Here is a 24,609-nt window from a genome sequence, read left to right on the forward strand (position 1 = left end):
TATGTTAATTTCCATTAAAAAGCGTATTTTTGCGCCATCATGAGAAGAAGAATTCCACAAGACAAAAAATTTATTTCAGATATCGATGTGATTGATATCGCTGAAGAGGGTAAGGGCGTAGGTAAATCGGATGACTTGGTCCTGTTTATCGAACGGGCTATACCGGGAGATATCGTCGATGTGGAATTGATGAAGAAAAAGAAGAATTTTGCTGAGGCACGTGTAGCAGCATTAAAAAAGCCGTCCGAATTCCGAACTACAGCTTTTTGTGAACACTTTGGGGTCTGTGGTGGATGCAAATGGCAAGAGATGACTTACGAAGGGCAGTTGAAATTTAAACAACAGACAGTAGAAAGCGTGCTGTCGCGCATAGGAAAAATAGACGCCACGTCCATGGAACCGATCCTCGGTTCAGCTAAGACAACATATTACCGTAATAAATTAGAATATACTTTTTCCAACAAAAGATGGTTGACATCAATTGATGATGCCGTTGAAGGCTTAGAGATGAGTGCGTTGGGATTTCACGTGCCCGGAAGGTTTGATAAAATTCTAGACATCCAACATTGCTACCTGCAGGAGGACCCTTCCAATGAGCTCCGGAATCATATTCGAACATTTGCTATTGCCAATGGGATTTCGTTTTATGACCTTCGAGAGCATGCTGGGGTACTGCGTAACCTGATTATAAGGACTTCGTCTACAGGTGAGAAGATGGTAATTGTTGTGTTTGCATACCCCGAAGATGGACAAGTGGAGTTGTTGATGAATGAGGTCAATTCCAGATTCCCAGATATCGACTCTCTACTCTATATCATCAATCAAAAGAAGAATGATACCATCTTTGACCAGGATATCCATGTATTTAAAGGTCGAGATTTTATATATGAAGAGATGGAAGGCCTCAAGTTCAAGGTCGGTGCAAAGTCATTTTATCAGACCAACTCGCTTCAGGCATATGAATTGTATAAGATAACTCGTGAATTTGCTGCTCTGCAAGGTGACGAATTGGTATATGACCTTTATACAGGGGCTGGTACCATTGCAAATTTCGTTGCACGTTCGGTAAGAGAAGTCATTGGGGTAGAATATGTGCCTACAGCTATTGAGGACGCTAAAATAAATGCCGAAATCAATGGTGTAAAGAATACGAAATTCTACGCTGGCGATATGAAGGATGTATTGACTACAGAGTTTATCAAAGAACACGGTAAGCCGGATGTAGTTATCACCGACCCGCCGAGAGCAGGGATGCACGGTGACGTGATAAAAAGACTTTTAGAGATGGAAGCTCAAAAGATTGTATATGTAAGCTGTAATGCGGCTACTCAAGCGCGTGATATCGCATTATTGTCCGATAAGTACACCGTCGAACGTATCAAGCCTGTCGATATGTTTCCGCATACGCAACATGTGGAAAATGTGGTTTTATTGAAATTGAAAGATTAAGAAATATGGATTTAGAAGAATTATTGAAAAATCAAGCCGGCGATGATGGCCAGCTCGAAAAAGATAGTCCCTTAAAAAGCCTTAAAAAGGATCTTGATTTTTATGCAGAATCGATAAAGGAAGTATCGGCAGAGATGGTTGCAGAGGGGTATACCTTGTTCCCTATATTTATTGCCCATCAACATGAGGTAAGTGTGGGAGAGGTGATGCTCGATAAGAAAGAGTTAGGAACGAGTTGGACCGTTAATGCATCTTCTTTGGAAGAATTTGTCGACAGAGGGCTTATCAAAGATGATAGAAAAGCTTATTTCGAACGGACCTATAAGAAGTCCGAAGACTACATGTGTCTTTTTGTAGTCGTTCCCGAAGGAGCAAACTTTGTTTTCTATCCATATAAGTAATCTAAGAGTAGTTTTAATTATTTTTAACATTTGGGTTTGTCAAAGTATTATTACTTTTAGTGTGTATGTATAAGTTTAATTTGTATAAGTATAGTCTGATAATGTTGATCCTCGCTGTGTGTGGAGTCAAGACACAATATTCCTTGGCACAGACGATGAGTCCAGTGAATGGACTTGTTATGGAAAAAGGGACTACTAATAGACTTGCTGATGTGAATGTGACCAATTTGCGCACCAAACGGACAGTCATAACCAACAACTTTGGCGTGTTTGCGGTGGAGGCATCCATAGGGGATAGCTTATTGTTCTCCAAAATAGGTTATGGAAGCATAAAAACAATGTTGTATTCCAAGGACGATATCCTAATTGATATGCAACCAGGTATTACACTGGAGACGGTTGTAGTCGACAGGTTGAGTAAGGAAGCGGAGATGAATAATATTATGCGTGATTATGGGAAAAAGGGTGTCTATAATGGTGGCAAAAATAGGACAATGACCTATTTGGCAAGCCCCGCTACTGCTCTGTATAATCTCTTCGGTCGTGAAGCCAAAAATGCAAAGCGTTTCCAAAATTATATGGACCGCGAGATTGAAGAGGCAAAAGTAGATCGAATATTTACACGTACCACAGTGTCCAATATTACGGGTTTACAGGGTGAAGATCTAGAGTCTTTTATGTCAATTTATCGTCCTTCACCAAGTCAAGTAGAGTATTGGGGACAGTATGATATCATAAATTATGTGAAGTCTTCGTACGAACAGTTTGAAAAGAATGGACGTCCAAAGCCCGAACGCCTACCCAAACTCGATATTCCTATACAGGAAAAGTAGTATTGTAGCTACTTAATCTCTTCTTTATCATGTTTTTTAAGTAAAACGTGAAGAACAAAACATTTTTGGCATTTGCTTTGTTTTATATTGACCAAATAGTAGAAAGAAATTCCAATGAATATGAAAGTAAATAAAAAAATAGCTGTATTTGGACTAACAGTTGCAACTTCAGCAATGTTATTTGGTAGTTGTTCAACTATCCAAAACATGAATTCTACTACTAAAGGTGCAGCAATTGGTACTGCAGGTGGTGGTGCCTTGGGCGCATTGATAGGTGGTAAGGCTGGTAATACAGCTGTTGGGGCTATAGCTGGTGCCGTAATAGGCGGTGCGGCGGGAGCTTTGATTGGAAAGAAAATGGACAAGCAGGCGGCTGAAATTGAAAATACGGTAGCGGGAGCTGAGGTCATCAAATCCGATGAAGGGATTATCGTCAAATTTGATGAAGGCATTTTGTTCGACTTTAACAAGTCTGATCTTAAAGCTTCAGCAAAGACAAATATTGCAAAGTTGGTAGAGACATTGAACAAAGAGCCTGATACTAAAATTTTGGTAATTGGACATACAGATAATATCGGGTCTTTAGCTGCAAATCAGAAGGTGTCCGACGCAAGGGCAGCTGCGGTGAAGACATATGCCGTATCCCAAGGCTTGAATGGAGGGCGTGTTAAAACAGAAGGAAAAAATTATTCAGAGCCTATCGCTAGTAATGATACAGATGCCGGACGTGCTGAAAATCGTCGTGTAGAGATTGTTATTGTTGCTGGAGATAAAATGAAACAAGAAGCTATTGATGCAACTAAATAAATAGCATTTAAACTTTTACAAAAAAGGGCATGGTCGCGAGGACGATGCCCTTTCTTTTTTATCTGTAACTTTCCTTACGAGCGGGAAGGCGCTTAGAAGCAATCTGATTGGTTTTGCTTACGAATGTTAAATTTCGTCTATACATTTGTTTATCCTGCCAATCTGTCACATTTTCTTAATTATTATTCCTAACTTTGTACTCTTTGAATTTTGACAATGTTAGATTTATCTCATAGCACAAAAGAGCACGATGAGTCCCGTCAGGGTGAGGCTCTACAGTTGGAAAAAACTTCCGACAATAGTAACGGAAGGAAACTTTATATCGAAAGTTACGGTTGTCAGATGAACTTTTCCGACAGCGAAATCGTAGCCTCTATTTTGTTGGACAAGGGTTTTGAAACAACCAAGGATTATAATGAAGCGGACGTAATTTTTATCAATACCTGCTCTATTCGCGAGAATGCCGAGACGCGAGTACGTAATCGCCTAAAGGAGTTTGAATTTGCAAAATCCAAAAATCCAGGAATGATTGTGGGAGTACTGGGCTGTATGGCAGAGCGTCTGAAATCCAAATTCCTAGAGGAAGAAAAATTGGTGGATGTCGTCGTAGGGCCGGATGCCTATAGAGACCTCCCCAACCTGATTGAAAAGGTAGATGATGGGGCAAAGGCTGTCAACGTCTTGCTGTCAAGAGAGGAGACATATGCGGACATAAACCCGGTACGGTTAAATACCAATGGAATAACAGCCTTCATCTCGATCATGAGGGGCTGTGATAATATGTGCTCATTTTGCGTAGTCCCTTTTACGAGAGGACGTGAACGTAGTCGCGATGTCGATTCTATTGTTAAAGAAGCACATGACCTATTTAATGCGGGCTATAGAGAAGTAACGTTGCTGGGACAAAATGTTGATTCTTATAAATATACTGCTCCTGTAGCTGAGGGTGAGCTCGCTGGAGAGGTGGTCAACTTTGCTCAATTACTGGCTAAGGTTGCTGATGTGAGTCCACTTTTACGCGTCCGTTTCTCAACCTCTCATCCAAAGGATATTACCGATGAGGTGTTGCATACGATGGCTAGATATGAAAATATATGCAAATATATTCACTTACCTGTACAGTCCGGCAATTCCAGGGTGTTGGAATTGATGAATAGGACCTACGATAGACCATGGTATATCAACCGGGTGGATGCGATTCGTCGTATATTGCCAAACTGCGGAATTTCGACGGACGTCATTACCGGGTTCTGTACCGAGACAGAGGAAGAGCATCAAGAGACATTGTCAATGATGGATTATGTTAAGTATGACTACGCATATATGTTTGCATATTCTGAAAGACCGGGGACGTTAGCTGCCAAACGATACGAGGATGATATCCCTGAAGAAGTGAAGAAAAGACGATTGACGGAAGTAGTCAGTAAACAACGTGAACACAGCCATTACCGAATTCAGAATTTTGTAGGTAAAGTACATAAGGTGTTAATTGAAGGATATTCCAAACGATCCAATCAGGATTACGCTGGTCGTAATGATCAGAACGCTATGGTCGTCTTTCCAGTAGATAGCCGCTTTAAAGTTGGCGACTATGTTAATGTATTGGGTGAATCCTGTACATCGGCAACACTACTCGGACGGATTATTGATTAGAATATACGAGCCACCTGAAAAATTTTCTTAAACAAGATATACACTGTGGACAATCAAGATATAAAGAATAGATTTGGTATAATTGGCAATTCGCCTTTGTTGAATAGGGCGATTGATGTAGCTAGACAAGTAGCTCCAACGGATATTTCGGTATTGATTCAAGGAGAGAGCGGTAGTGGTAAAGAGGTATTTTCACATATTATCCATCAACTAAGTGCCCGCAAACACGGACCATTTATAGCCGTCAACTGTGGTGCTATTCCAGAAGGAACAATCGATTCTGAGCTCTTTGGTCATGAAAAAGGATCCTTCACGGGCGCCCATGAAGCTAGAAAAGGATATTTTGAAGTCGTAGATGGCGGTACGATATTCTTAGATGAGGTGGGTGAGCTGCCTCTAGGTACGCAGGCTAGACTCTTAAGGGTATTGGAGAGTGGAGAATACATTCGTGTAGGTTCCTCGAAGGTCCAAAAGACGAATGTGAGGGTTGTGGCTGCGACGAATGTCGATATGTATGAAGCAGTTAAGAAAGGTAAATTCAGAGAAGACCTGTATTATAGACTGAATACAGTACCTTTAAAGATACCTGCTTTGCGAGAACGTAAGGAAGATATCAATCTGCTTTTTCGTAAATTTGTGGTTGATTTTGCAGATAAATACCGGAGTCCAGGAGTACAACTGACTGACGATGCCCAGCATATGTTAATGAATTACAGCTGGCCCGGAAACGTTCGTCAATTGAAGAATATTGCTGAGCAAATTGCAGTATTGGAAAAGGAACGAATCGTGAATGCCGAAATTTTACAGCATTACATTCCTGCCGAGCATTCTAACCTACCTGTGTTTGTTCCTCAGAATGCACAAAAAGACGATTTTTCAGAACGAGACATCTTGTATAAAGTACTCTTCGATATGAAAAAAGATATGGTAGATTTGAAGAAATTGGTCGTTGAATTGATTCAAAAAGGAGTCAATCCAAATACTTTTGATCAAAATTCACCCTATATCAATCAACTATATCAGGAGGTAAAGCCTGCGGCATCCATTTTACCAGAACAATCGGAGTCTGCATGGACCATCCATAATGCACGACCAGCGCATGCCCCAAATGTGGATTTTAATTCCTATGACACACAAGATGTGGAAGAAGTCGAAGAATCTCTTTCTTTAGTTGAAAAAGAGTCTGATATGATAAAAAAAGCATTACGAAAGCATAAAGGTAAGCGAAAGGCTGCTGCCCAAGAGTTGGGAATTTCCGAACGTACATTATATCGAAAAATAAAAGACTTAAATTTAGAATAATCAGCCATGAGTAGATTGAAGCAAGTCTATTTTGATTTGACGTTGACGTTGGTCGTATTGCTATTGACAGTAAGCAGTTGCGGTGTAAAATACAGTTTTACAGGTGGATCTATTCCTCCTGATATGAAGACCGTAAATGTGCAATTTTTTGAAAACATTGCACCGATGGTATATGCTACGTTGAGTCAGACATTTACAGAAGGGCTCAAGGAACGGATTCGTAATCAGTCTAGACTGAGCCAAGTGAATACAGGTGGCGATGCTGTTTTTGAAGGGTTTATTACCGATTATAGCATTACTCCTGCAGCGGTAGAAGCGGGGTCGGATATGGCAGCCTTGAACCGGCTGTCAATTACTGTGAAAGTTACATATACCAATCAGAAGAAGACTGAGGATAGTTTTGAGCAATCTTTTACTAGATTCAAGGATTTTGCTGGCAATGTACAATCAAATGAGGAAACGCTAAATAAGGAAATTGTAACCATGTTGACAGAAGATATTTATAACCGCGCATTTGCAAATTGGTAGTAGACAAAATATGGAAAATATAAGTAAAACCAAGGTTGAATTATTTCACCAATCATTATTGGACCCTACCCTAGTGTCTGATGGAGATATGGCGCAATTGATGAAGGAATTTCCCTATTCTCAACCTTTACGATTTGCTTATGAACGTCGTCGGTCTTTGTTAAATGAGCCTCCCGTGGATACGGCTATGGCCTTGCTGTATGCGCATCAGCCTGCCTGGTTGGCAGAATACGTGCGTAAAGATGTTGTCACCATTCCAGTGGAGCAGGTCGGTCACGATGAATATGTTGTTTTCGAGGATATGGCTGCTCAGGCGCCAGAGGAAGAGGCCAATATAGGCAACGAGACTGGTACAGTGGATGCACGCACCATGGAAACAGCAAAATCTTTGATGGATGTTGATATGGAAGACCATACCAACATACAGAATGAAGGTATTGGCGATATTGGAGCAGCTTTTGAATTTTCATCATTATCGGATAATAAGGAGAGCGAATTTCAGCCAGATATTGTCGAGAATAGCGTTGCTGCGGACGAAACGGAGGAAGAGCGTGTGAGTATTTATAACGATCATCTGATGCCGTATAGCTTTCTATGGTGGCTGCACAAGACCCGCCTAGAGCATGCAGATACCTATCAACCATTTGTCGAACCCCGTTTACCAAAACCTGAGAAAGGACAATTTGACCTTTCAAAATTGGATGAAAAAATTCTGGATCAACAAATTCGAGAACATGTCTTTAGAACCCAATCTCCCGAGGAAAAATTGAGTGAAGAAGTGAAGGAAAAAGTTGTAATTCCCTCGCCTCCTAAGAAAATTGATGAAGTTATCGAAAAATTCATTCGTGAGGAGCCTCAAATAAAACCCCCACAGGCTGATCAGCTGAATATGGAGAATAAGGCTCGAAAAAGTGCAGAGGACCAATTTACTTTAGTCACGGAGACATTAGCAATTATTTATACGGATCAAGGCCTATATCCGAAAGCGATAGACGTGTATAAAAAATTAATTTTGAAATTTCCAGAAAAAAATGCTTACTTTGCGAGCCGAATTACAGAATTGGAACAAAAATTAAACTAAATAATTTAAAGAAATGCAAACATTATTAATTGTCCTGATTATACTAGCGAGTGTGCTATTAACACTTATGGTGTTGATTCAAAATCCAAAAGGAGGAGGTCTCTCTTCAGGATTTGCTGGTGGATCAAATTTGATGGGGGTAAAACGTACAGGAGATTTCTTGGAAAAAGGAACATGGACATTGGTGATTGCATTGATGGTATTCTGTTTGGCGGTAAATATTTTAGGACCATCAAAAGGAGGTGGCGTTTCTAAAGGTGGCCTAAGTGAGCAAATCAATGCACCTGCGCAACAGAGTCCTTTGAACTTAAACCCGTCACAGGCAAAGCCCACTACACCGACAGCAGAACCCGTAAAATCCGATTCAGCTAAATAACTGAATTCTCAGGAAAATATATTGGCCCCATTCTCATTTGAATGGGGCTTTTTTTTGTGCCAAATTGTGCTGACATCATGACACTAATAGTTGGGTCTATGTCAGTAATTGGGGTGTTTTTGTGCAAAAATGGCAACAAAAGTTTAAATACTCCCTTTGGCATAATTGATGATGACACCTTCATGTAAACTTTTAATAATACAATCAATTAAAATATAATAGGAGAATAATATTATGGCATTAAACATTAAACCTATCGGAGACAGAGTAGTTGTAGAAGCTGCTCCCGCAGAAGAAAAAACAGCATCAGGTATCTATATTCCAGATACAGCTAAAGAAAAACCTCAAAGTGGTACTGTGGTCGCTGTAGGTAATGGAAAAGTAGATGAGCCTCTTACCGTTAAAGTTGGCGATCAAGTATTGTATGGCAAATATGCTGGTACAGAAATCACATATGAAGGCAAGGAATATCTGATTATGCGTGAAGCTGATATATACGCAGTATTGTAATTGAAAAGTAGAATTGTAAATCTCACAAATAGAATTGAACGGGATATAATGGAATGAACTTTAAGATGAAGAGTTCTTAACTGAAATACCCAAACTGAAATACTTAAAGAAATGGCAAAACAGGTAAAATATAACGTTGATGCACGTGACGCACTAAAAAGAGGTGTTGACACATTGGCAAATGCTGTAAAAGTAACTTTAGGTCCAAAAGGACGTAATGTAATTATTGAAAAGAAATTTGGATCGCCATCAATAACTAAAGATGGTGTCTCTGTTGCTAAAGAAATCGACTTAAAAGACGCTTTGGAAAATATGGGCGCTCAGATGGTCAAAGAGGTAGCTTCTAAAACAGCTGACCAAGCTGGTGATGGTACGACAACTGCGACTGTATTGGCGCAAGCAATCATTGCTCCGGGTATCAAATCGGTAGCAGCTGGTGCTAATCCAATGGATTTGAAACGTGGTATAGATAAAGCTGTTGCTGCTGTTGTAGCCAACTTGAAATCTCAATCTCAAGTAGTTGGTCAAGACAACAATAAAATCAAGCAAGTTGCCACAATTTCAGCAAATAATGATGAAGTAATCGGTTCACTGATTGCTACAGCGATGGAGAAAGTTGGTAATGATGGAGTAATTACAGTTGAAGAGGCTAAGGGTACTGAAACAGAAGTGAAAACTGTTGAAGGTATGCAATTTGACAGAGGTTATTTATCTCCTTATTTTGTGACTAACTCAGATAAAATGGAAGCGGAGTTAGAAAACCCTTACATTTTGATTTACGATAAGAAAATCAGCAACATGAAAGAATTGTTGCCTGTGTTGGAAAAACAAGTACAGACAGGAAAACCGTTGTTGATTATTGCTGAAGATTTAGATGGCGAAGCATTGGCAACATTAGTTGTTAATAAAATTCGTGGTTCACTGAAAGTTGCTGCTGTTAAAGCTCCAGGATTTGGGGATCGTCGTAAAGCCATGTTGGAAGATATTGCTATCTTGACAGGTGGTACAGTTATCTCTGAAGAAAGAGGATATAAATTGGAAAATGCAGAACTTTCTTACCTTGGACAAGCAGAGAAGGTCGTTGTTGATAAAGACAATACAACTGTTATCAACGGTGGTGGAAATGCGGATGATATCAAAGCTCGCGTTAATCAGATAAAATCTCAGATTGAGACAACGACTTCAGATTACGACCGTGAAAAATTGCAAGAGCGTCTTGCTAAATTAGCCGGCGGTGTTGCTGTACTTTACGTAGGTGCAACTACTGAAGTTGAAATGAAAGAGAAAAAAGACCGTGTAGATGATGCATTGCATGCAACTCGTGCAGCTGTAGAAGAAGGTATTGTTGCAGGTGGTGGTGTTGCTTTCATCCGTGCGACAGAGTCTTTATTGAACCTTAAAGGTGAGAATGAGGATGAGACTATCGGTATTGATATCATTAGACGTGCTATCGAAGAGCCTTTGCGTCAAATCTGTAATAACGCCGGCGTAGAAGGTGCGGTAGTTGTTCAAAAAGTTAAAGAAGGAAGTGCTGACTTTGGTTACAATGCACGTACTGATAAATATGAGAACCTTATTGGAGCGGGTGTTATCGATCCTACTAAAGTATCTCGTGTAGCATTGGAAAATGCAGCTTCTATCGCTTCGATGTTATTAACAACTGAATGTGTATTAGCTGACGAACCAGATGATAATGCAGCTGGTGCAGGTGCTCCTCCAATGGGAGGCGGTATGGGTGGTATGATGTAATCATTGTCACTTAATCTTGATACAAAATAAAAGCGTCCCTATGTGAATAGGGACGCTTTTTTTATATACTGCCAATGTCTACATGAAGTTTGTAGCAATAGTTAAAACTACCTGTGCCTCTATTTTTGGGCATTTCTATGGTTAAATTATTCGTAAAAATGGTTATAATCTTAGGGGTAAATGGCCATTAATCAGTTGTTAGCTTTCCAAGCGTTTCTTTGAGTAGCCCTAGCGATATGGGCTTGATAATAAAATCGCTCATTCCTTCTTTTAAATATTTTTCTCTATCATTTTCCATAGCATGGGCAGAGCAACCAATAATAATGGGAGGTTTCTGTCCCGTTTCAGCATAGTGGGCCAGAATATGATGTGTAGAATCCACCCCGTTCATTATCGGCATCTGTATATCCATCAGGACGATGTTAAAATAATGCTCTTTTAGTTTGTCCAATGCTTGTTGACCATCGTCTGCACATTCATGGGGATAACCCAATTCGTCTAACATTTTAGAAAGAACCAATTGGTTGATTCTGTTGTCCTCAACTATTAATATCTTTAGCTTGTGCATGGAGTGGTGGTTTTTCTCGTGTGTAAGTCCAAGTGTGGAAATTTTAGGGTCAGCGGGTGAAAAGGGAATCTTGAAGGTGAAAGTGCTTCCTTTTCCATAGATACTCTCCACCGTTATTGTTCCATTGAGCGTGCTGAGAAGCTTGTCGCAAATGGTAAGCCCAAGGCCAACACCTTTATTGGCTAAATGGACGTGTTGCTCTATTTGTGAGAATTGCTCAAAAAGATGCGGTATATCTTCGACTTTAATGCCTACACCTGTGTCTTGTACCGCACAATGAAGATACGAGGTCTCTGCCACTGCAGATGTCCAAAGGTGAACCTTCACAAAGCCCTTTTCTGTAAATTGGATGGCATTGGAGAGGATATTCAACAATATTTGCTTAAATCTAGCTTCATCTGTTGTAATATATTGTGGCATGTCCTCTTCCATTACGGTAGATAATTGCAGGTCCTTCCCTTTCAACATCGGTTCGAGGACCCTTTCCACAGCTGATACAGCGGATTTTAAACAAAAGGTAGAAGAGTGGATTTTCATTTTGTTAGCTTCGATTCTCGAAATATCCAATAAATCGGCAACAAGTTCAAATAAGATATGGCTACTGGCTTGAAGATTTTCCAGCAACAATTGCTGATGATTGTTCAGGGGGGTAGTCTGTAATAGGTCGATAGTGCCTATTATGCCGTTTAATGGTGTTCTTATCTCATGACTCATGGTCATTACGAACTTGGATTTAGATTGCGTGGCAGCCTCTGCAATTTTGTTTGATGCAATAAGCTCCTCTCCCGATTTTTCCAGTTTTTTCTTTTGTAGGCTTAAGATTTTCTTTTCATAATCATACACATTCTTGTATGATGATACCATAGTGATGCTTATTATGACACATACTAAGAAAGATGTCAACAGGTCGAAATGTTTAGATTTATCGTCCGTATAAGGAATTAAATATTGCGGGAAAAAGAAATCCGTTATCAAGCAGGCTATGGTGACTCCTATGAAAAAAACAATGAACTTTAGACGATAAGTACCCGAGAGTGTCAACAGACCAGCGATAAGATAAAATATGAAATTCATAGGCATGCTACTGTCGAGGCCATTATTAAGTAGCCACACAATAGCCAGACACGTTGTCAAGAAAAGGAAATATCGAAATTTAGACCGTTCTGTTGCAATGTTTTTTAAGGATAGTCTAAGCATATAAAGGTGTGCTAAGATGACAGCCGCACATACTATGTTGATCCCAATAGGGAGACCGGTATAGATGTTGCACACCATATTGAAGATGTTGAGCAATACCAGGCAGGCGGCTAAGATAGCCAACTGCTTGTTCTCTACACTTATTTTAGTGTCTATATAATATTTGTTATAGCGTCTTGACATTGTGTGTAAGCGTCCAAATGTCCTATATAAATAATCAAATCAGATTGCGTAGTATCGTAAAAAGGAGCGTAATGATGCTCAACACGATCATGGCTGGATAACCAAATAAGAAATTGCGCCATCGCAATTGCTTTGCTGTTAGGAACGGGCGGGTGATAAAATACAAGTTCAGGATAAGATAAGGTATAAGGAACATAATAAGCGGATTGGAATTAACAGCCGCTTTGAAATTGCCATTGAGTATTGCATGAATGGCACGTTGGGAGCCACAGCCGGGACAGTCAAAACCAGTTAGCGCCTTGATAGGGCAAGCTGGAAAGAAGCTGTGCTCCATGGGGTCATAGTTTTTATAGATATAGATAAAAGCTCCTCCCAATAGGAGGAGAGTCGTGCCGATAACGTATTTATTAGTACGAATAGTCACCAGCATCTTGAGTAGATCCAAAATATGCTAAACCAGCTATTATCCCGAAATATAATAGATAAAAAATAATCGATCCTACCACTGCAATGATAATCCATTTTTTTGCATTTTTTGAATCCATTTCGGCCCCCATCTTATCTCCCATGTAAAATTTCTTTTCGACTTTAGTAGCATAGATGATTGCTGGGATACCTAAAGGGATACAGCATACAATTGTAGCGATGATGGCCTCAATCAAATAAGACTTGGGTGGCTGCTCAAAGATGTTGTTCGTAAGAGGAGTATAAGGTGTGCCTCCACTGTTATAAGTAGGTGTGATTTGTGGTTGCGGAAGGGGTGGAGCTAAAACTTCTCCAGCAGATTGTTGCGAATGGTATGCATTGACAATTTCTGTCAGTTCTGGTATTTCGCCCGCTTTAGTCCAATTCGTTAAATCCGGTGACCAAACGTAGGTCTCGGCTGTGATATTCTTATGACGAAGCTCTTCTAGAGTAAAGGGACCAAAGCTATTAGTGCCGTCAGTGTAATGGTATTTTTGCATATGGACTGGTCAATTTTAGTGAATGAAGTTAGAAATATTAATCTTAGCGTACAAATAAAATATGTGCTATGTTTCTGCTTTATAAGCATACACTTATGGAACGAATGGAAGGCGCGCTCTTCAAGTGGGGTTTGATTCTCGTAATTTAGTTAGTAATCAGATTATTCCGAGAGTGGTAGTTGATATGCAGCATTGACTGGAGTTTGCGAATCCAGTACATTTTGGCTAAGTTTAATCATGGAATATAGTCCCCTAGTGATTACTGCTCTTTTGTTTATTCTTGGAGGGTTACTGATAATGTACGTACTTAAAAATGTAGGTAGGAAGCATTCCGTACAGGGTGGAGCTAATATAGCTACAGCTGCCATTAGGAATATACTTGATGCGCACGTCACGTTTTATAGGCAACTAAATGAACATGAACAAAATCGTTTCTGTGAGCGCGTAGAATATTTTTTAAAGACGACCAAGATTTCTGCTGAAAAAGGCGTGTTCATAGCCGATGAGGATAAGGTCTTGGTTGCCGCCAGTGCTACTATACCTCTATTTCATTTTGATAATTGGGCTTATGAAAATCTAGATGAGGTACTGATTTATCCCGATGCATTCGATGAGAAGTTTGATACAGATAATGCCAATCGCAATATCTTAGGTATGGTAGGAGATGGTGCAATGAATCGGAAGATGATTTTATCATTGGGTGCGCTACGAACAGGATTTGCGCTAGGAAGCTCGCATAATACCGCCATTCATGAATTTGTACATCTTATTGATAAAGCCGATGGTGAAATTGATGGAGTCCCCGAATATCTTATTCCGAAATCTTTAGTGGGGCCATGGTTGGCCGAAATGAGTAAAACGATAAGACAGATTAGAAGCGAACAATCAGATATTAGAGATTATGCGGCCACCAACGAAGCCGAATTTCTCGCTGTACTATCAGAGTACTTTTTTCAAAAACCAAAATTATTGAAAGAGGAACACCCTGAGCTATTCAAAATTCTTTCAGAAACCTATGAACGAAGTGGTACGATTTAAGGGGGAAAAGAAAAAGCGATTTACATTGTAAATCGCTTTTTTAGTAGAGGGCAGTTTCGGAAAATCTAACCTCATCGACGACTACGAAGCCATTTTAAATATGAAAAACCTCATCGAATAATCCGGAATAAAACATTTCAATCAAACCGCCTGTTTCGCTGCCCGAAGCAGGCTTTTTTGTTTTGACAATAGAAAATATCCTACATTATTAAAGAAAATATCAAGCTAAATATTATCAAGTTTCCGTTGCTCATCTTCTGGAAACTGAATATGTTCAGATAAATCCTAAACGAATTTTCTGGCAAAGACCGCACCTTCAGCCTCGCTTTTCATAATATCGTCATCACCAAGATCGGCATTTTCACCGTAGATCGCTTTCTTAAGTTCAACACGCTGGTGCATTTCGGTCACTTTTTCTTCCAACTGTTCCACCACGGAAAAATCAGGTGTTCCCCGTTCCAACAAATCACTAAAATCCTTATAGGGAGAAAGGCTCTCCTTAATCACTTTCTGCAGCACCTCATCCCCATTGCAATATCTCATGTTTAGCATACTCAGGATTCAATTAGGTGTACGTTCTGTCAATACTGGCCACTTTCTGTACAATTAAACTGGTTCTTCGTCACTTTTGGTGAAAGTATTATATAAAATTACACGGAACATACTAATCCCTGCTTCTTCATAAAGGTTATGTCAACCTTTTCCAGTAAGTTGTATACCTGCGCTTTCTGATAGTCTAAGCCGTATTCCTTTTTTATCCATTTTGCCAAAATCGGTCCAGTCCATCTGTTTGATTCAAACCCATAGTCTGAGGGAGTCTGTTTCAGGACTATTTTTTTATTTTCTCAAGCTGTTCATTTGACAGCGCACTATGCCTTCCTCTTCCTTTCTTATCTTTCAAACCTTCTATGCCTTCATTCTCGAAACGATGAACCCAATTGGTTATCTGTTTAAAACTTATGTTGTGAAGCTCAGACAGTTTTCTGCTGGAATGTCCCAATGCGACCAGGTAAACAAGATTTAGCCTGGCTCCAACGGTATACGCCTCATTCTTGCTTAAGATTTTCTTTATTTTCTCAGCCTCTGCACGCTGAACTTTTAATACTGATTTTCCCACGATACCGAAAGATAAGTTGCCAAAAACCGTTGAGAATGAACCAGAAGTTGAGATTCTTTATATATTAGATTGAACCTCTTGGGGATTTATTTACTTTTTATAAGTTAATATCGGGATTTTTCTCAAGCGAGATAGTTCGTGTGTCGTTGAAGTATAAAGTATTGGGTTTAAATAGTGTTTAGATTTATTTATAAAAAAAACAACTAGAGACGGTCTTATTTTTCTAACCGCAAGATCAATATCTTCAATTATAGTGTTCGTCGAGGTTCTGAGAGCATATTTAACCTTAACCGCAACTCCTATTCTTTTGAACAACCGCGCTTCTAAAAGCGTAGCTTTAAGCATAATTTCTCGTGGAGAGACAATATGCAATAATTTAATTTCAAAATTAAGTGTTTTTACAAACTCTACAATCTTCTTGATTTCCTTTTGATAATTAGTCATATCTGAAGCGTAACAAATACTATCTATAGTTTTTGTCTTATAAAAACTAGGCACACTAATCACGGGAACTGGAGATTTCGCAATTAATTTGTTTGCTGAGGCACCAATCGTCTTTTTTAATCTCCCTCCCCCCTGAATACCAAGGCATATACAGGTACATTTATGCTTGGACACGCATCTCAAAATAGTGGTCACTATATTTGGATTCATCTGAAGGTCTATCTCAAAATTGACGGCAGGCGCTTCTATGTTACTAAAAATTCGATTTAAAAACTTGTTTAACTTAGTTAATATAAATTCTCTTCTGACTTGACGGTAATTTTCAAACCTATGAGGTCTCCAGCTTTTGGGTTTCAAAAGATGATAAACATGCACAATAATCAAAGTGGCACCTTTTAACTGTGACAATTTATAGGCAAAATGAATAGCTGAAGTAGAACCAGCCGAAAGATCTGTAGCTACCAGAATTTTTTCCATACATCCTCATCATTTTTTGCTAAAATTACTTTTAGAATAGTACAGATACAATGATGGCTATCAGTTAAAACACTGATCGTTAGCGTAAAATATGCTTTACAGATAATTTGATGATATACATTTTTCAAGATTTGGAGAGAACACCTTATACAGGCATTTTAGGGAAGGTAATTATAATTGTTCTGATGAAAACGGGGCTGTAAACCGTTTGTTTAGCTTTTCATCTTTATTAAACCGCCAAGATCCATAATCTGGATCTGACTTCCATTTCTTTCTATTAATCCTCTTTCTTTAAAATCGGTAAGTATTCTACTAACCGTTTCTGTAGCAATACCAGCAAGTCCAGCAAGCTCATCCCTACAAATATCTATTTGGTCTATTGGAACTGCATCCTTACTTAACCGAACCAACACTTGTGCAAGTCTTTTTCTCACAGACTCATAAGCAAGCTCTATAAGTTGGTCTTCTTTTTCATGTAAATTGGCTGATAATATTTTAATAAAGTGTTGATTAAGTTCGACATGCTCGTTTAACAAATCAATAATTGCACTTTTAGATATAAAATAAAGAGATGAATTCTGAGTAGCTTCGGCACTTTCAAGCCAAGGATCATCTAGCAACAAAGTATCCAAACCAATAAAACTTTTTGGTTTATACAACCCTGTGATCATTTGTCGACCATCGGCTGTTAATTTCAAAGTTTTAACACAACCTTCTACCAATAGATAAAGCCATTGTGAATGATCGCTTTCGTAATACAACGTTTGTTTCTTTTTGATATGTCTTATTTTGCATTGAGAAATAAGATCGAACAGTTTTTCCAGGCCTTTACCATTATGGGGATGATTATTACTCGCCTCGCTAACTGGCAATGATGTCCAATTCTGATTCTTATTCTTGTTAATTCGAGCTTCTACAGATCTAACAAGCTGATCGCCCTGAAATGGCTTGGTGACAAAATCATCAGCGCCACACGCTATACCTTTTTTTACAATATCTGGAGTCGATAAAGCATTTAAAAAGACGAAGGGTATTTTAGTAGTTGATGGATTTTTTGATAATATAGATAATACTCCAAAACCATCTATATTTGACAACACAGTATTGCATAATATTAAACTAGGAAGTTCACTTACTGCAAGGTTAATCCCCATTTCGCTATTAAATGCTGCTGTTACTTCATGCCCTGAATTTTTTAATACATCCGAATATTTACCCAGTAAATCCAGATCATTTTCGATAATTAAAATGTTTTTCATTTTTGTCAATACCTGTAGCAGATCATTCATAAATCTACTTCTAATTCTGCTTTGCGACAATTTTTTAAGAAAAAAATGTAGCGTTTCAGCGACAAAACCGAGATCAAAATATGTGACCATCGTCACTATAAACCCTGACAAGCATCATTTCACATACAGAACATTTGAAGGAAATTTATACAAAAATTAATTATGTCCTAAAAATTAAGAAAATTATGAACGCTATCAAATCGAGGATGGATTTTTTTAAAGTTGGTTTAAATACCGAAAGCAGCAGAGCTGCCTTAAAAGATTCTTCGCAAAAACATGCAGGTAATATTGTAGAATCTATTATTAGAAAGCAAGGTCATAATATAAGTAAGCTGGCCAAATATATGAAGGTTAGCAGGTGTACGTTATACAATTGGTTTGAGCTTGATACTTTACCTTTTGATATATTAGTTAGAATTGGCTCTTATACTAATTATGATTTTTCTTCTGATTTTCCCGAAGTTTTTCGCTCAAATTCAGGCGCTAAAATAGAACAGCATCCTTTACAAAACCCATTCACAGAAAATGAGAAGATTGACTATTGGATAAGAAAATATATCCTTCTGTTAGAAAAATATAACGAGTGTCTAATAAATCAAAATCACTCTCAACACCCCAAATAACTTTCTTAATTCGCTATCTTCTTTTAAAATACATCCCTTTTATCCTTTCCGTTAGCTTATATGTACTAAGGTCACTAAAACTTGGTTATGATCGTGTTTAGGATATAACGCCCGATTTGTACCCGTCTTTATATACCTCACCATAAAGACTACACAATACCTGACGGGCTCCTCCCCCCATTCTATCTGCTATATGCATTTTTCTTTTGATTATCTGTGGTTTAAAAGTATCCTGCCTATGAACTACAGGTTAGCTGATTTCTTGAAGTTCTGAGGATATAGCTCTTTAAGATTTTTGTGGTTTATGGACATAATATTTTCCAGCGTATGTTTAACCACTGAAATGGGTTTACCTCATGCTTTTTGCAGATCGCAAAAAAAGAGTATATCATTGCTGCACGCTGTGCTGCTTCATGGCTTCCTGCAAAAAGGTAGTTCTTCCTTCCGAGGGCTACAGGTCTGATTGTATTTTCGACAAGATTATTGTCGATTTCGAGGTGTCCATCGTATAAATAAGCTGATAGTGCATCCCATCTGGCGTATGCATACGCCATTGCTTTACCGATCTGGCTCTTAGGGAGTGTGCTTTTTATCTCTTCAAAGATCCATTTGCCCAGCTCGTTGATAACAGGTAAGGATTCGGTCAATCGAAGTTCTTTGATCTGCTCTGCGCTTAGATTTTCCTGTTTGGCTTTCCGTTCTACGGTATACAGCTGTTGAATCATCAATAATGCTTTTTCAGCTCTTGCTTTATCATTATCCAATGCTTTTTCAAACTCACGGCGTGCGTGCGCCCAACAGGCCAAGTGCGTCACTTCCTTCTTTTTGCCATACTTTTCGTATACAGTATAGCCATCGGTCGGGAGATAACCCTTAAAGTTTCCAAGCATAGGCACAGCGGCAATACCACCACGGGTAGGGCTATAATCAAACAGCACGGTTCCATCGAGCGGAGCAAGGTATACCCAATAATAGCCCTGATGGGCAGCGCCTTTTTTGTCGCTGTCCAATACTTTGATCGGTGTTTCGTCTACCTGTAAGGAGCCCTGTACTTTAGTGTCAAAGACGAGTTTTTCATACAATGGTTCCAGTTTTTCTAGCGCTTGTTTGGTCCATCCTTCGATGGTCGAGGAGGCTATCTTTATGTTTTCCCTTGCAAAGATTTGCTTCTGTCGGTATAGTGGAAGATGATCCATGTATTTAGCGGTCAGGATCATCGCTAACAGGCTGGCTCCTGGGATTCCTTTGTCGATGACCCGTTCGGGAAGCTCGGCAATGGCTACGGCAGATTTATCTTTGGCAGCATATTTATAACGGATGTAACGTTTGATATAGAATTTAGCAGGCTCGCATTCCAGTTCTTCGGTAATTTCCTTACCGATACACGCCATTTCAGACAGATCACCCTCTGGGTGGATCTCGATATCTTCTACAGGAAGGTGTGCGGGCAATTTCACACGTCCTTTATGGATGGGACGTTTACGTATATACTCGATCTTTTCTTTGGTTTCCTCCTGTTGCTGAACAACGTTGGCCGGCTCTGCTTCAAAGGGGAGCATGGTCTGAGCAGGATCGCTTTCAAAGCGCTCACGCTTCTGTCCCAACTGCATACGCTTGTACATGGCAAGCTGTGACTTTAGGTAATCTATCTCTTCGTCTTTTTTTGAGGTATCTTGAGAAAGGGACTTTATCTTTTCATCACGGCTGGAAATGACCTTGAGAAGGTCCTCTTTAGAGAGATTTTCCAGCGCTTTTTCCATAGTGTAAATATACGGAGCAGCTTTTATCCTACAATAAATCGCTTTTAAGTCGAAGAAAAACGTCTTTTTTGAATGCTTTTTACGACCTGTATCCCTTCAACCATCAGTACCAGATCACTCCAGGACAATTCGTGGTTTTTTGTGTGTGGCGCCAGAAAAGTTCCGCTTTCCAAACGTTTGTAATACAACACAAAGCCACCCTTCTCCCAATGTAACAGCTTTACGTGCGTACGGCTACGGTTTAGGAACACGAACACCTCTCCACTGGTAGCCTGCCGTTGCATACCTGAACTGATCAGTCCACAAAGTCCATCAAAAGACTTCCTCATGTCGCAAAAACCATCATAAAGATAAAACCTATGCGATGAGACTAGCGCAAACATCAGTACAAACGAATCAATTGAGAGAGAAGCCCAAGGTCCTTTTCTACCTTTATACGTACACCATTGGGATAGATAATTTCAATATCACTGTTTTTACTGGCTTTATCGATGGTTAAAAAGCCAACAGCGGACTTATCGCTTTCTTTAATTCGGGAAAGCCAATAATAAAATTTGGCTTCATTGATCCCATGTTCAGCACAATATGCCTTCTTACTTTTTCCGCTCTGCTGCCAGTCTGCTATCATCGATAGCATATATTCTCTTTTTTCTTGTATGCTCATGCAACAAAGATCGAAACTAGATACCCTTTATAAAACATGTACTTGGTCGGACGGATACGTTTAAAACTGTAAAGAAATCAAATGTTTAAACTGAGAAATGCAAATCTGCTGTTTTACAACTTCTCTCAAATTGATATACAACAAAAATTACTTTCATCACACATTAAATACAACCAAGTATTACACATATAGTAATTCACTTTTTTTACAACTCCTGCTAAATCTGTTGAACAAAACCGTAAACTTTTGTAAAACCTGTACACCATTTATACACTTTAAATACATAGTAATCTGCCGCATAAATTATTGATAGTTTTATATATACCTTAGTTGTAAAGAAGGTTTGCACATTTTAAGATATAAAATCATGAAAACAAAACACCTGCTAATTATTATATATATACTCACTTTTAGCTCATGTGCGCAAAAAAGAGAGTTGGCTTATTTCAGCAATTTAGCTCCGCAAAGCGCCGAGAAAACGATACGAGACGAATCAATAAAAATACAACAAAACGATCTTTTGAGGATAAATATAAATAGTCTTAACCCGGAATCAAACACGCTATTTACGGTTAACCGCCAAAATGCAGCAGGAGCTACCTATGAAGGACCGGCAGGTTACAGAGTAGCTAAAGACGGAATGATTACTCTCCCCGTAATAGGCAATATTAAAGTGGAAGGTTTGACTATTACACAAACCCAGGATGCATTAATAGAAAAACTAGCTAAATATGTCAAAGAACCAATGGTTGAAGTACAACTTTTAAATTTTAAGATTACCGTAATCGGAGAAGTAAATAAACCCTCGAGCTTTACCATACCTGGCGATCATATTAATTTATTAGAGGCGCTTGGTATGGCAGGCGATATGACGGTTTATGGTAAACGAGAAAACGTATTAGTCATTAGACAGCAAAATGGGAAAAGAATAATGAAAAGGTTGAATTTAAACCAAGAAGATGTGCTTAATGATCGCTTTTTTAATCTGATGCAAAACGATATAGTTTATGTGGAGCCGGATAAATCTAAAGCTATAGAGTATAGCCCTAGCACGAGAATTATGCCTATTGTTATTGCCTCTATATCGGCAGTTGCTGTCCTGATTTCATCCATTTTAAGAAATTAATTACTTAAGGAATAAGATCATGTTTGCAGAAAAGAACTTAAACGGCCCTAAAGATGTTGCAGAAGCTTTGAAAAGTTTTACCAAAAACTGGCCCTATTTTTTAATTAGCATTACGACAGCAATAGCTTTCGTTTATGGCTTCTTGTTCATAACACCTCCTGTTTATAAAATTAGTAGCACATTGTTAGTACAAGACGATAAAGAGGGTGCTTCTATGTCTAACGGCACTGCTTTTAGCGATTTGAACATGTTCCAAACCACTAAAACAGTTGAAAATGAAACTGAAATTTTCAGATCAAGAGATTTGATATCTAAAGTTTTAAAAGATTTGAATCTTGAGACATCATACTTTCAGAAAGTAGGTTTTAAAACAAAAGAGTTATACGGTAATACATTACCTATTAAAGTAGAAGTACAGGAATTGAAAAAAGGAGCTTATTCCAGAGCTATAGAAATTACATCTATTAACAACAACCAATTTCGTTTAACAGTTGGTAATATTAATATGATTGCAAACTATAATCAACCTATCAAAAATAAAAACTATACAATACTAATAAAGAAAGGGCCTGCTTTTAAACCTGAATATGGAAAAATAAATATTCAATTTCAAGATCTGTATAAACTGACAGAGTCATATAGCTTAGCTAGGTTGAATATAGTTCCTGTAGTTAAAGATGCTAATACTATTACAATTAGTTTGAACGATAATATTCCGCAACGGGGATTAGATATTTTAACAAATCTTATTGAAAACTATAATATTAATAATGTAAACAATAAAAATATTATCGCTCAAAATACAATTAAGTTTATAGATGACAGATTAAAATATTTAATAAATGACCTCGCTGGAGCGGAACAAGATGTAGAGAACTTCAAACAACAAAATCAAGTGACCGATTTCGGTATAGATGCACAATTAAATGCAACAAGATCGGTTGAATACAACCAATTGTTAGCGGAATCAGTTGTAAAGCTCGGCCTAGTAAAATCTATAGAAGGTTATTTTCAAAGCAATCAGGCACAAGGCAGTTTAGCGCCAAGCGCCATGGGAATAGAAGATCCTATACTAAATGTAATGATTGGAAAGTTTAATGATTTACAGTTAGAAAGAAACAGAATGCTTCGTACAGCTAATGCTGAAAATCCTCTTGTTTTAAATTTGAATGAGCAATTATCAAGTTTAAAAAGCAACATTCTGGAAAACTTAAAGTCAATTAAAAGTGGGTTTAATATTCAGAACAAAAATTTACAAAAAAATTATTCACAATTCTATAGTAAAAGTAAATCTGTCCCTACAATAGAAAGAGGACTTTTAGAAAGAAGTAGAGATCAAAGTGTGAAAACTGGGTTATACCATTACTTGTTGCAAAAACGTGAAGAAACAGCATTATCATTGTCTACAACTGTACCTACATCACAAGTTATAGATAGACCAGCTTATAATACGGTACCTATTGCTCCAAAAGCACAAATGCTTTATTTATGTGGTTTAGTCTTCGGATGCTTAATACCTGCAGGGTTTATTTATGTTAGGGGATTTTTTAACAATAAAGTGAGGGATACCAGAACAATTGAGCTTACAGGTGCAAAATTGCTAGGTGAACTTTCCCACAATCTAGATAAAGGTACCAATGTTTTTCAAACAGACCATCGCTCCACTATTTCCGAGCTATTTAGGTACATACGCATGAATTTAAGCTTTATGACAAATCAACGTCATAAAATGATATTGGTTACATCAAGTATGAAAGGGGAAGGAAAGACATTTTTTAGCATCAATTTGGCGACTACATTAGGAATGCTTAATAAAAAAGTTGTTATTGTAGAACTTGATTTAAGGAGCCCCGTACTATTAAAAAAGTTAAAATTATCATCAACGCTAGGAGTTACAGATTATCTTGATGATGAGTGTATTTCTGTAGATGATATTATCCAACCCAGTCTATTATCAGATAATGTCAGTGTAATTGGGTGTTCAGAAATTCCAAAAAACCCAGCAGAAATGATAATGAGCTCCAGAGTTGATGAACTCCTAAGTGAATTAAGAAAACGCTTTGACTATATAATTGTAGATACATCCCCTGTTGGACAAGTAGCTGATGCTTTCAGTTTAGCGCCTTATGTAGATATAAGCATTTACCTGGTAAGATATAATTACACGAATAACTATCAATTAGGTATCCTGAAAGATATTAACGACGAAAATAAGCTTAAAAATCTAATGGTAGTATTTAACGACGCTAAAAGAGGAAAGAACCAAAAGTATGGGTATGGTGGCTACGGATATGCCATGCCTAACTAATACGCTTCTTAAAAGAAAAAAATAGATCTATTACAATATTTAAAGCAATAACTATTATAAAAACAAACTTACGCTGCACCTGATTTGAAATAAATGATCTTTAAATAATAATTTTAGCCGCCTCCAATTTACCCTTCATCTAATTACTTCACAAAATACAC

At 38.3% G+C, this 24,609-nt stretch carries 25 protein-coding genes and 1 pseudogene; 15 read left to right on the forward strand and 11 right to left on the reverse strand.

Annotation, left to right across the window (positions count from 1 at the left end):
* Positions 1-39: 39 nt before the first annotated feature.
* From rlmD to groL, 11 genes are all read left to right on the forward strand, one after another.
* Positions 40-1,449 carry a 23S rRNA (uracil(1939)-C(5))-methyltransferase RlmD gene (gene rlmD / locus OQ289_RS02335; protein ID WP_270089267.1) on the forward strand — a complete coding sequence of 470 codons (1,410 nt, stop codon included), beginning with the start codon at positions 40-42 and terminating at the stop codon, positions 1,447-1,449.
* 5 nt (positions 1,450-1,454) lie between these two features.
* Positions 1,455-1,850, forward strand: a complete 396-nt coding sequence (locus OQ289_RS02340) for a hypothetical protein (protein WP_270089268.1) — start codon at positions 1,455-1,457, stop codon at positions 1,848-1,850.
* Positions 1,851-1,915: 65 nt separating this feature from the next.
* A complete protein-coding gene (locus tag OQ289_RS02345; protein ID WP_270089269.1) occupies positions 1,916-2,683 on the forward strand; it encodes a hypothetical protein in 768 nt (255 codons plus the stop codon).
* A 114-nt stretch (positions 2,684-2,797) separates the two neighbouring features.
* Positions 2,798-3,490: an OmpA family protein gene (locus OQ289_RS02350; RefSeq protein ID WP_033563491.1), complete on the forward strand. Its 693-nt coding sequence runs from the start codon at positions 2,798-2,800 to the stop codon at positions 3,488-3,490.
* Between the two features lie 216 nt (positions 3,491-3,706).
* Complete coding sequence (gene miaB / locus OQ289_RS02355) at positions 3,707-5,143, forward strand: tRNA (N6-isopentenyl adenosine(37)-C2)-methylthiotransferase MiaB (RefSeq protein WP_270089270.1); 1,437 nt, start codon at positions 3,707-3,709, stop codon at positions 5,141-5,143.
* A gap of 45 nt (positions 5,144-5,188) precedes the next feature.
* Complete coding sequence (locus OQ289_RS02360) at positions 5,189-6,445, forward strand: sigma-54 interaction domain-containing protein (protein ID WP_033563489.1); 1,257 nt, start codon at positions 5,189-5,191, stop codon at positions 6,443-6,445.
* 6 nt (positions 6,446-6,451) lie between these two features.
* A complete protein-coding gene (locus OQ289_RS02365) occupies positions 6,452-6,973 on the forward strand; it encodes an LptE family protein (protein ID WP_270089271.1) in 522 nt (173 codons plus the stop codon).
* Positions 6,974-6,983: 10 nt separating this feature from the next.
* Positions 6,984-8,054 carry a hypothetical protein gene (locus OQ289_RS02370; RefSeq protein ID WP_270089272.1) on the forward strand — a complete coding sequence of 357 codons (1,071 nt, stop codon included), beginning with the start codon at positions 6,984-6,986 and terminating at the stop codon, positions 8,052-8,054.
* A gap of 13 nt (positions 8,055-8,067) precedes the next feature.
* The gene (gene secG / locus OQ289_RS02375; protein WP_270089273.1) at positions 8,068-8,430 is read left to right on the forward strand and encodes a preprotein translocase subunit SecG; all 363 of its coding nucleotides are present in this window, start codon (positions 8,068-8,070) and stop codon (positions 8,428-8,430) included.
* A gap of 234 nt (positions 8,431-8,664) precedes the next feature.
* Positions 8,665-8,940 carry a co-chaperone GroES gene (locus tag OQ289_RS02380; RefSeq protein WP_033563485.1) on the forward strand — a complete coding sequence of 92 codons (276 nt, stop codon included), beginning with the start codon at positions 8,665-8,667 and terminating at the stop codon, positions 8,938-8,940.
* Between the two features lie 111 nt (positions 8,941-9,051).
* Positions 9,052-10,689: a chaperonin GroEL gene (gene groL / locus OQ289_RS02385; RefSeq protein WP_270089274.1), complete on the forward strand. Its 1,638-nt coding sequence runs from the start codon at positions 9,052-9,054 to the stop codon at positions 10,687-10,689.
* 187 nt (positions 10,690-10,876) lie between these two features.
* Here the strand turns inward: groL and OQ289_RS02390 are convergent, their stop codons facing one another.
* Genes OQ289_RS02390 through OQ289_RS02400 form a run of 3 tightly spaced genes read right to left on the reverse strand, consistent with a single transcriptional unit; the run spans position 10,877 to position 13,602 of the window.
* A complete protein-coding gene (locus OQ289_RS02390; protein WP_270089275.1) occupies positions 10,877-12,637 on the reverse strand; it encodes an ATP-binding protein in 1,761 nt (586 codons plus the stop codon).
* A gap of 34 nt (positions 12,638-12,671) precedes the next feature.
* Entirely contained in the window at positions 12,672-13,082 is a 411-nt protein-coding gene (locus tag OQ289_RS02395) for a DUF2752 domain-containing protein (protein WP_270089276.1), read from the reverse strand.
* On the reverse strand, positions 13,045-13,602 hold the full coding sequence (locus tag OQ289_RS02400; RefSeq protein WP_270089277.1) for a CD225/dispanin family protein: 558 nt from the start codon (positions 13,600-13,602) through the stop codon (positions 13,045-13,047). Before OQ289_RS02400 ends, OQ289_RS02395 begins: the two co-directional genes overlap by 38 nt.
* A 237-nt stretch (positions 13,603-13,839) precedes the next feature.
* On the opposite strand from OQ289_RS02400, the gene OQ289_RS02405 reads away from it, so the two are divergent.
* The gene (locus tag OQ289_RS02405) at positions 13,840-14,640 is read left to right on the forward strand and encodes a zinc-dependent peptidase (RefSeq protein WP_270089278.1); all 801 of its coding nucleotides are present in this window, start codon (positions 13,840-13,842) and stop codon (positions 14,638-14,640) included.
* Positions 14,641-14,925: 285 nt separating this feature from the next.
* On the opposite strand, the gene OQ289_RS02410 is transcribed toward OQ289_RS02405, so the two are convergent.
* The 5 genes from OQ289_RS02410 to OQ289_RS02425 all read right to left on the reverse strand — a co-directional run bounded on the left by OQ289_RS02410 (position 14,926) and on the right by OQ289_RS02425 (position 17,967).
* The gene (locus OQ289_RS02410) at positions 14,926-15,183 is read right to left on the reverse strand and encodes a hypothetical protein (RefSeq protein WP_270089279.1); all 258 of its coding nucleotides are present in this window, start codon (positions 15,181-15,183) and stop codon (positions 14,926-14,928) included.
* A gap of 107 nt (positions 15,184-15,290) precedes the next feature.
* Positions 15,291-15,473: a winged helix-turn-helix domain-containing protein gene (locus OQ289_RS22130; RefSeq protein WP_443020448.1), complete on the reverse strand. Its 183-nt coding sequence runs from the start codon at positions 15,471-15,473 to the stop codon at positions 15,291-15,293.
* A complete protein-coding gene (locus OQ289_RS02415; RefSeq protein ID WP_270089280.1) occupies positions 15,470-15,757 on the reverse strand; it encodes a helix-turn-helix domain-containing protein in 288 nt (95 codons plus the stop codon). Before OQ289_RS02415 ends, OQ289_RS22130 begins: the two co-directional genes overlap by 4 nt.
* A 90-nt stretch (positions 15,758-15,847) precedes the next feature.
* A complete protein-coding gene (locus OQ289_RS02420; RefSeq protein ID WP_270089281.1) occupies positions 15,848-16,678 on the reverse strand; it encodes a universal stress protein in 831 nt (276 codons plus the stop codon).
* 212 nt (positions 16,679-16,890) lie between these two features.
* Positions 16,891-17,967 carry a cyclic nucleotide-binding domain-containing protein gene (locus OQ289_RS02425; protein WP_270089282.1) on the reverse strand — a complete coding sequence of 359 codons (1,077 nt, stop codon included), beginning with the start codon at positions 17,965-17,967 and terminating at the stop codon, positions 16,891-16,893.
* Between the two features lie 185 nt (positions 17,968-18,152).
* On the opposite strand from OQ289_RS02425, the gene OQ289_RS02430 reads away from it, so the two are divergent.
* On the forward strand, positions 18,153-18,590 hold the full coding sequence (locus tag OQ289_RS02430) for a hypothetical protein (RefSeq protein ID WP_270089283.1): 438 nt from the start codon (positions 18,153-18,155) through the stop codon (positions 18,588-18,590).
* 243 nt (positions 18,591-18,833) lie between these two features.
* On the opposite strand, the pseudogene tnpC reads toward OQ289_RS02430, so the two are convergent.
* From tnpC to tnpA, 3 genes and pseudogenes are all read right to left on the reverse strand, one after another.
* Positions 18,834-20,350: pseudogene (tnpC, locus tag OQ289_RS02435) on the reverse strand (IS66 family transposase).
* Between the two features lie 44 nt (positions 20,351-20,394).
* Positions 20,395-20,733, reverse strand: coding sequence for an IS66 family insertion sequence element accessory protein TnpB (gene tnpB / locus OQ289_RS02440; protein WP_270089284.1), 339 nt, complete (start codon positions 20,731-20,733; stop codon positions 20,395-20,397).
* The gene (gene tnpA / locus OQ289_RS02445; RefSeq protein WP_270089285.1) at positions 20,733-21,014 is read right to left on the reverse strand and encodes an IS66 family insertion sequence element accessory protein TnpA; all 282 of its coding nucleotides are present in this window, start codon (positions 21,012-21,014) and stop codon (positions 20,733-20,735) included. The genes tnpB and tnpA overlap by 1 nt, the downstream gene beginning before the upstream one ends.
* Positions 21,015-21,381: 367 nt before the next feature.
* Here tnpA and OQ289_RS02450 point away from each other — a divergent pair, with 367 nt between their 5' ends.
* Positions 21,382-22,140: a polysaccharide biosynthesis/export family protein gene (locus OQ289_RS02450; RefSeq protein ID WP_270089286.1), complete on the forward strand. Its 759-nt coding sequence runs from the start codon at positions 21,382-21,384 to the stop codon at positions 22,138-22,140.
* A 19-nt stretch (positions 22,141-22,159) separates the two neighbouring features.
* Positions 22,160-24,448, forward strand: coding sequence for a GumC family protein (locus OQ289_RS02455; protein WP_270089287.1), 2,289 nt, complete (start codon positions 22,160-22,162; stop codon positions 24,446-24,448).
* The last annotated feature ends 161 nt before the right edge of the window (positions 24,449-24,609 follow it).

It is taken from the genome of Sphingobacterium sp. SYP-B4668 (assembly GCF_027627455.1).
In the GTDB taxonomy this organism is placed as follows: domain Bacteria; phylum Bacteroidota; class Bacteroidia; order Sphingobacteriales; family Sphingobacteriaceae; genus Sphingobacterium.

Bases quoted from the DNA above. Each gene is read 5' to 3' on its own strand.
- miaB (WP_270089270.1), top strand. From the start codon at position 3,707: ATGTTAGATTTATCTCATAGCACAAAAGAGCACGATGAGTCCCGTCAG.
- OQ289_RS02345 (WP_270089269.1), top strand. From the start codon at position 1,916: ATGTATAAGTTTAATTTGTATAAGTATAGTCTGATAATGTTGATCCTC.
- OQ289_RS02420 (WP_270089281.1), bottom strand. From the start codon at position 16,678: ATGGAAAAAATTCTGGTAGCTACAGATCTTTCGGCTGGTTCTACTTCA.
- OQ289_RS02370 (WP_270089272.1), top strand. From the start codon at position 6,984: ATGGAAAATATAAGTAAAACCAAGGTTGAATTATTTCACCAATCATTA.
- OQ289_RS02340 (WP_270089268.1), top strand. From the start codon at position 1,455: ATGGATTTAGAAGAATTATTGAAAAATCAAGCCGGCGATGATGGCCAG.
- OQ289_RS02365 (WP_270089271.1), top strand. From the start codon at position 6,452: ATGAGTAGATTGAAGCAAGTCTATTTTGATTTGACGTTGACGTTGGTC.
- groL (WP_270089274.1), top strand. From the start codon at position 9,052: ATGGCAAAACAGGTAAAATATAACGTTGATGCACGTGACGCACTAAAA.
- tnpA (WP_270089285.1), bottom strand. From the start codon at position 21,014: ATGAGCATACAAGAAAAAAGAGAATATATGCTATCGATGATAGCAGAC.
- secG (WP_270089273.1), top strand. From the start codon at position 8,068: ATGCAAACATTATTAATTGTCCTGATTATACTAGCGAGTGTGCTATTA.
- OQ289_RS02405 (WP_270089278.1), top strand. From the start codon at position 13,840: ATGGAATATAGTCCCCTAGTGATTACTGCTCTTTTGTTTATTCTTGGA.
- OQ289_RS02430 (WP_270089283.1), top strand. From the start codon at position 18,153: ATGAACGCTATCAAATCGAGGATGGATTTTTTTAAAGTTGGTTTAAAT.
- OQ289_RS02380 (WP_033563485.1), top strand. From the start codon at position 8,665: ATGGCATTAAACATTAAACCTATCGGAGACAGAGTAGTTGTAGAAGCT.
- OQ289_RS02450 (WP_270089286.1), top strand. From the start codon at position 21,382: ATGAAAACAAAACACCTGCTAATTATTATATATATACTCACTTTTAGC.
- OQ289_RS02350 (WP_033563491.1), top strand. From the start codon at position 2,798: ATGAATATGAAAGTAAATAAAAAAATAGCTGTATTTGGACTAACAGTT.
- OQ289_RS02410 (WP_270089279.1), bottom strand. From the start codon at position 15,183: ATGAGATATTGCAATGGGGATGAGGTGCTGCAGAAAGTGATTAAGGAG.
- OQ289_RS02390 (WP_270089275.1), bottom strand. From the start codon at position 12,637: ATGTCAAGACGCTATAACAAATATTATATAGACACTAAAATAAGTGTA.
- tnpB (WP_270089284.1), bottom strand. From the start codon at position 20,733: ATGTTTGCGCTAGTCTCATCGCATAGGTTTTATCTTTATGATGGTTTT.
- rlmD (WP_270089267.1), top strand. From the start codon at position 40: ATGAGAAGAAGAATTCCACAAGACAAAAAATTTATTTCAGATATCGAT.
- OQ289_RS02400 (WP_270089277.1), bottom strand. From the start codon at position 13,602: ATGCAAAAATACCATTACACTGACGGCACTAATAGCTTTGGTCCCTTT.
- OQ289_RS02425 (WP_270089282.1), bottom strand. From the start codon at position 17,967: ATGAATGATCTGCTACAGGTATTGACAAAAATGAAAAACATTTTAATT.
- OQ289_RS02455 (WP_270089287.1), top strand. From the start codon at position 22,160: ATGTTTGCAGAAAAGAACTTAAACGGCCCTAAAGATGTTGCAGAAGCT.